We start from the raw sequence: 1,229 nt of genomic DNA on the forward strand, positions 1-1,229 counted from the left end.
AAAATTTCACAAAAAAGCTGCACTATACGTGCAGCTTTTTATGTGTTTGCTTTAGAGGTAGAGGTTTTAAAGTATGAAAGTATCCTTACGGCTTCTGTAACCATAATATCCAAACACACTGGAAATAATGGCGCCTATCAGACTGCCTAAAAATCCCCACCATCCCATATTAGAGGCTGTTTTTGTGGCTTTAGTTGCAGTGTTTTGGGCAGCCTTGATTGTATCTTCAAGATTATCCGAGAGTGTTTCTGCCCGTTCTTCAAGCGCTTTTATCGCCTTTTCAGTTTTTTCCTCTGCGCTTTGATAGAGTTGGACGGCACGGTTTACTGCTGTTTGTGCATCAGCACGGGACATGCCATCGGTCATGAGGGCTTTGATGATATCACTTTGATCAAATTTTTCCGTGAGATCTTCTACGCGATCAGACAGGCGCTCACCAAGATTTTTTAAAGTGGTGCGATAGTGAGAAGGATCATTTTTGAAAGCTGTTATCGCAGAACCAATATCGTTGAGTGCAGCTTGATAGGTTTGTTTTAAACGATCAGGGTTGAGAGCAGGAATGTCGCTTTTATTGAGAAGGGTGCGCAATTCACTCGAAAGTTGATCAAAATTGATGCCATTGTCACTGTTTTTTGCAAAAAACTTTTCAACACTTTCGCTGTTTAATTTTGCAAGTATGGGGGAAATATTGGTTTTGAGGCTGTCTACGGTTTGTTGGAGCGTGGAGCTGTTTTCTAGAGCCGTTTTAGCTCCTATCTTTGCTGTACTAGAAACCACGTGGATGGCTTGAAGGGTCATCAGCAATGTTATGAGAGCCCAAGTGAGAAAGCCATGAAGCGTCCCTGAGGTTTCAGCAAAACGCCCAGCGACAAAGCCTCCTAAGGCTAGGCTAATCAGTGTAACGATAACAGAACCCACGCCAAAGGAGAGGAAAGAGCCTTCCAATGGGGTTGAAGAGGTGAAATCCATTTGGCTTAAGCCTAACGCTGCTACCAGAAAAGAGAGGCAGATTGAGGTGGCAAGAGCTGTCACCAGTCCCGCAAAGATTGCGGACCATGAAATGGGTGTGTGAAAGAATGGATACTTTTCTTCTAGAGATGTTTCTCCTAGAAAATTCGTATTGAATGGTGTGTCTTCCGGAATGCGAGTTTCCATGTTTTATCTCCTTGAATATGCTGGAGATACAATGTCTTTTTGCCAATTATGTTCCAAAAGGGATAAAGAGCCGC

At 43.1% G+C, this 1,229-nt stretch carries 1 protein-coding gene; it reads right to left on the bottom strand.

What is annotated here, in order from left to right:
* Nucleotides 1–66 precede the first annotated feature (66 nt).
* Complete coding sequence (locus ACFIKU_RS09750) at nucleotides 67–1,155, bottom strand: DUF3792 domain-containing protein (protein WP_375657385.1); 1,089 nt, start codon at nucleotides 1,153–1,155, stop codon at nucleotides 67–69.
* Nucleotides 1,156–1,229 lie beyond the last annotated feature (74 nt).

It is taken from the genome of Bartonella sp. CM120XJJH (assembly GCF_042194715.1).
Taxonomy (GTDB): Bacteria; Pseudomonadota; Alphaproteobacteria; order Rhizobiales; family Rhizobiaceae; genus Bartonella.